Below are 5589 nucleotides of genomic sequence, written 5' to 3' on the forward strand. Positions count from 1 at the left end.
GAAGCGAGGGCGGGTGCCCCTGTAGGAGCGAGGACGTGCACCGCCCCTCAAGCGTTCAACATGGCTGGGTATGGGTACGCGAAAGCCCGCCACCGTCACAAGACAGCAGCGGGCAATCATTTCAAAAAGTCATAAGGCTACAGGACCGGCCAAATCCGCGTCACAAACTCACGGAAATCCTCCACATCCTTACCCTGCTCCAACAGGCCAGTACCAAGGTGAGTGGCAACCTCAGCATTATCCTCAAACGACAAATAAAACGAGCTGCCATTCACCGACTCAAGCGTCACCGCATCATCACCCACACGATACGCATGCAGAGCATTCGTATTATCAATCGTCGTTGCCGTACCCGCAGGCGTCAACGCCGGCAAATTCACCGGAGCAATAATCACCTCATCAGGCGCATCCTGATACCCAACAATAAAATGCTGCTGATCAGGATACTGATGCAACGCCAAATCAGGATTACGGTAAACCGCACGGCCCGTCGCATACACCAAATTGTATGCACCGTAATTAATAATCTGCTCGTCAAAAACCGGGTGCAGAACTCGGATAAGTTCCTCACCCGTCAAAAACACGTCACTCTCAACAGAGTTACGGGGGTCAACAACCTCTGCGTACTTACTTGCTTCGGTCAGCTCATCAGCGACCGGGATGATCGGTTCGGTCATAGCTTCAGTCTACCGGGGCAACCAACGAAGGTCACGAGTATTCGCGCATATTACGCGCCATGACGTCCAAAAATGCGAGTTTTTCTCACCTGTTCAAATGAACACGTGGGAATGTGTCAACAAGTGCAATGTGTCCACATCATGAAAGAAAGTATCTGACCTGCACCTTTATGAACAAAAACGGGTGTGTTGCCCGATAGAGATTTGACTCACCCCTTCTTGGGGCGCACCATAGAAGGGTGAAGACAGCAATGTTCCAGCGAATTCTACGCCTTGTCGACGTCGCCTAGGGCGAGTGGCAGGGTCTATTCACTGCGACTGAGCGCCCCTACCGCTACCACCAACAGCGAGGGGCATTTTTTATAGCTTGGTACCCCCGGGCATAGGATGCGTGAGGATCACACAAACCCCACGCAGAACATTGAGTACAACGAAGAACCATTAAGACACGAGGCATTTCCATGACCATGGGATTTTCCACTTCTGATGACGCGGCAAACGCTCCCGCAGAACGCATGACCGGTTCTCAGGCAATCGTCCGCACCCTCGAAGACCTGGGTGTGACTGACGTATTCGGCCTGCCTGGTGGAGCCATTCTGCCGACCTATGACCCCCTGTACGACTCCAAGAAGGTCCGCCACATCCTGGTCCGCCACGAGCAGGGCGCAGGCCACGCCGCTCAGGGCTACGCAGTGTCCAGCGGCAAGACCGGCGTGTGCATCGCAACCTCCGGCCCCGGCGCAACCAACCTGCTGACCGCAATCGCTGACGCAAACATGGACTCCATCCCCCTGGTCGCAATCACCGGCCAGGTGTCCACTAAGCTGCTGGGCTCTGACGCATTCCAGGAAGCTGACATCGTCGGCATGGCAATGCCCATCTCCAAGCACTCCTTCATGATCACCGACCCGCAGGACATCCCCCGCGCGCTCGCAGCAGCATTCCACATCGCATCCACCGGCCGCCCCGGCCCCGTGCTCGTGGACGTCACCAAGGACGCACAGGTCGGCATGATGGAATACCGCGGCATTCCTGAGGACCTGGAGCTGCGCGGCTACACCCCCGTCACCCGCGGCCACTCCAAGCAGATTCACGAAGCTGCAAAGTTCATCACCGAATCCAAGCGCCCCGTCTTCTACGTCGGCGGTGGCCTGGTCCGCGCAGGTGCTTCCGAAGAGTTCCACAAGCTGGCTAAGCTCATCGGTGCACCCGTCGTCACCACCCTGAACGCTATCGGTGCATTCCCCGACTCTGACCCCCAGAACCTCGGCATGCCCGGCATGCACGGCACCGTCCCCGCCGTCGCCGCAATGCAGAAGTCTGACCTGCTCATCACCCTCGGTGCACGCTTCGACGACCGCGTCACCGGCAAGCTCGACTCCTTCGCACCCGAGGCTAAGGTCATCCACATTGACGTTGACCCGGCAGAAATCTCGAAGATCCGCTTCGCGGATGTTCCGATCGTCGGCGACCTCAAGTACGTGCTGCCCGAGCTGACCGACCTGCTCTCCACCGAGTTCGCAGACCAGCTGCCGAACCTCACCGAATGGTGGAACGAGCTGAACATGATCCGCAAGGATTACCCGCTCGGCTACGAGAAGCCCAACGACGGCCTTGGTTCCCCCGAGTACGTTCTCGAGCGCATCAGCGCCCTCACCGGCCCCGACGCATACTACGTCACCGGCGTTGGCCAGCACCAGATGTGGGGTGCACACTACATTCAGCAGGAGAGCCCCCGTCACTTCATCAGCTCCGCAGGCCTCGGCACCATGGGCTACGGCGTTCCCGCCGGTATGGGTGCAAAGGTTGCACACCCCGAATCCACCGTGTGGATTATCGACGGTGACGGCTGCTTCCAGATGACCAACCAGGAACTGGTCACCTGCGCACAGAACAACATCCCCGTCAAGGTTGCTATCATCAACAACTCCTCCCTCGGTATGGTGCGCCAGTGGCAGACCCTGTTCTACAACGAGCGCTACTCCAACACCGACCTGAAGGACGGCCACGGCACCGCACGCATCCCCGACTTCGTCAAGCTCGGCGACGCATACGGCTGCGCAACCTTCCGTTGCGAACGCGACGAAGACGTGGACGCCACCATTAAGGCTGCCCTGGAAATCAACGACCGCCCCGTGGTCATTGACTTCACCGTCAGCCCCCACGCACTGGTCTGGCCCATGGTCCCGGCAGGCGTTTCTAATGACAAGATTTGGATTGCGAAGAACACTTCGCCCGAGTTCGATCGTGAGGGAGAGAACTAATGTCTCAGCACACTCTGTCCGTTCTGGTAGAAGATAAGCCGGGCGTTCTCACCCGAGTTTCCGGTCTGTTCTCCCGCCGCCTGTTCAACATCCTCTCCCTGGCTGTGGGCCCCACCGAAAACCCCGGTGTTTCCCGCATCACCGTCGTGACCGAGGGTGACGCCCACACCATCGAGCAGATCACCAAGCAGCTGAACAAGCTGGTTCACGTGCTGAAGGTCGTCGAGCTTCCCGCCGACTCCTCCACCCAGCGCGGCCACATCCTGATCAAGGTCAAGGCAGATGCAGTAGCTCGCCTGCAGATTGTTCAGGCAGCTGACCTGTTCCGCGCATCCGTGATTGACGTTTCCCCCGAGTCTGTTGTCATCGAGGCAACCGGTTCTGAGGAGAAGCTCACCGCACTGCTGGATGTTCTGGAGCCTTACGGTGTTCGCGAAATTGTTCGCGCAGGCACCATCGGCCTGGCACGTGGCCCCCGCGCCATGAGCGAGCGCATCTAATACCCACCAGGGTGTCATACCAACCCCGCATTAGCGAGGATAGCTTCGGGTATCGCACCGCTTCGACCGGGAAACCGGCGGGCGATGCGATACCCGCCCCTATGGGCTCACAGACCTTCCGGATACTTCAGATGCTGAGAAGTACTCTCGACAGCCCGCAACTAAACAGCTTTCAAGTAGAATAGTCAATGTTGAGCCCAGCCTGGGCCGCATACCAAACTTACTGAGGAGAAGAAATGGCAGCAACCATTTTCTACAACGACGACGCAGACCTCTCCCTGATCCAGGGTCGCACCGTAGCAGTTATCGGCTACGGCTCCCAGGGCCACGCACACGCACTGAACCTGCGTGACTCCGGCGTGAAGGTCATCGTCGGTCTGTCCGAGGGCTCCAAGTCCCGTGCCAAGGCTGAGGCAGAAGGCCTGCGCGTCGCAACCGTTGCAGAAGCAGCAGCAGAAGCAGACGTCATCATGATCCTGACCCCGGACCAGGTCCAGGCAAAGGTCTACGCAGAGAGCATCGAACCCCACCTGAAGCCCGGCAATGCACTGTTCTTCGCACACGGCTTCAACATCCGCTTCGGCTACATCACCGCACCCGAGGGTGTCGACGTGGCAATGGTCGCCCCCAAGGGCCCCGGCCACACCGTCCGCCGCGAATTCGAAGCAGGCCGCGGCGTTCCCGCCCTGGTCGCAGTTGAGAAGGACGCATCCGGCGAAGCACTCGCACTGGCACTGTCCTACGCAAAGGGCCTCGGCGCAACCCGCGCAGGCGTCATCAAGACCACCTTCACCGAAGAGACCGAATCCGACCTGTTCGGTGAGCAGGCAGTCCTCTGCGGCTCCACCTCCCAGCTGGTTCAGTACGGCTTCGAGGTTCTGACCGAAGCAGGCTACCAGCCCGAGATTGCTTACTTCGAGGTCCTGCACGAGCTCAAGCTCATCGTTGACCTGATGATCGAGGGTGGCATCGCTAAGCAGCGTTGGTCCATCTCCGACACCGCAGAGTACGGCGACTACGTCTCCGGCCCCCGCGTGATCTCCCCCGAGGTCAAGGAAAACATGAAGGCTGTCCTGGCAGACATCCAGAACGGCAACTTCGCAAAGCGCTTCATGGAAGACCAGGCTGCAGGCGCACCCGAGTTCAAGGAACTGCGCGCAAAGGGTGAGGCACACCCCATCGAGGCAACCGGCCGCAAGCTGCGCGAGCTGTTCTCCTGGAACTCCGTTGACGACGACTACACCGAAGGTTCCGTCGCTCGCTAAACGGTAGCTCAGCAATAGCTTTCTAAGAATCCGGCGTTCCGCCCACACCCCGCTATAGGGGAGGGGCGGGGCGCCGGATTCTTACTGTTTCAAGCTGAACAGCAGCACCCATTAGATATGTGATGCAGTTCATGCTCAATCGAGTTGTGAACACTCACAAAATGCCGTATAGTATTTACTTGTTGCAGGGGAAACCTTGAAAAACAAATAAGCGCCTCTAGCTCAATTGGCAGAGCAATTGACTCTTAATCAATGGGTTCTGGGTTCGAGTCCCAGGGGGCGCACTTCAAAGAAAATCCCGCTGATTCTTCGGAATTGGCGGGATTTTTGCGTTCCCCGAATAAATACAGTTTTGAGGGCTGGGGTGTAGATATTTCCCCTTGCTCTGGTGTTCGATGCTTGGAAGACGGTATTCGCCCTCGTTCCTACAGGGGTGGGGTGGGTGGGTACCTCGCGTCTCCCAAGACTACGGGGTGCGCTACATGTTTCCTCCGCGCCTACGCAGGGGCACCCGTCACCCGGACGCTCCGCTTCCTCCTTGCTTCGCTGCGGAAGAGCGTCCGTGTGACACCCTGAGGGCGCATCCGGAAAACGCGGCGCGCTACCGATGTGCCGCCCCGCCCCTCTTTAGGTCCTGTGGTTCAGTGGTTCGCGGAATCCCGCCGGTCCATTGGGTTGCGTGGTGGTTTTGTGTGCGCCCCGTGCCTAGCGAACTGAGGCGGGGGAGAGCTGTCGCCTTTTAGCCTATTGCGTGGTGGCTTGGCGGTTTGCGTGTGGGGCGGGGAGGGCTGTCGCCTTTTAGTGTGTTGCGTGGTGGTTAGCCTGGTGCGCGCCGAGGTGTCGGTGCCGTCCGTAGCGACATCAGGGTGCCCGAAGCGAAGCG

At 58.8% G+C, this 5589-nt stretch carries 4 protein-coding genes and 1 tRNA gene; 4 read left to right on the plus strand and 1 reads right to left on the minus strand.

Going from position 1 to position 5589, the window contains the following annotated elements:
- Nucleotides 1–137: 137 nt before the first annotated feature.
- Complete coding sequence (locus HMPREF2999_RS05675) at nt 138–677, minus strand: hypothetical protein (RefSeq protein WP_005508644.1); 540 nt, start codon at nt 675–677, stop codon at nt 138–140.
- 461 nt (nt 678–1138) lie between these two features.
- Between HMPREF2999_RS05675 and HMPREF2999_RS05680 the strand changes: the two genes are divergently transcribed.
- From HMPREF2999_RS05680 to HMPREF2999_RS05695, 4 genes are all read left to right on the plus strand, one after another.
- Nucleotides 1139–2941 (plus strand): acetolactate synthase large subunit, encoded by a 1803-nt coding sequence (locus tag HMPREF2999_RS05680; protein WP_070676768.1) that lies wholly within the window; start codon nt 1139–1141, stop codon nt 2939–2941.
- Nucleotides 2941–3441 carry an acetolactate synthase small subunit gene (ilvN, locus tag HMPREF2999_RS05685; protein ID WP_070676766.1) on the plus strand — a complete coding sequence of 167 codons (501 nt, stop codon included), beginning with the start codon at nt 2941–2943 and terminating at the stop codon, nt 3439–3441. Before HMPREF2999_RS05680 ends, ilvN begins: the two co-directional genes overlap by 1 nt.
- Nucleotides 3442–3677: 236 nt before the next feature.
- Nucleotides 3678–4706: a ketol-acid reductoisomerase gene (gene ilvC / locus HMPREF2999_RS05690; RefSeq protein ID WP_005508646.1), complete on the plus strand. Its 1029-nt coding sequence runs from the start codon at nt 3678–3680 to the stop codon at nt 4704–4706.
- 211 nt (nt 4707–4917) lie between these two features.
- Nucleotides 4918–4990: transfer RNA gene (locus HMPREF2999_RS05695), tRNA-Lys, on the plus strand.
- Nucleotides 4991–5589 lie beyond the last annotated feature (599 nt).

The sequence above is a fragment of the Rothia sp. HMSC066H02 genome, assembly GCF_001814995.1.
Lineage (GTDB): Bacteria > Actinomycetota > Actinomycetes > Actinomycetales > Micrococcaceae > Rothia > Rothia mucilaginosa.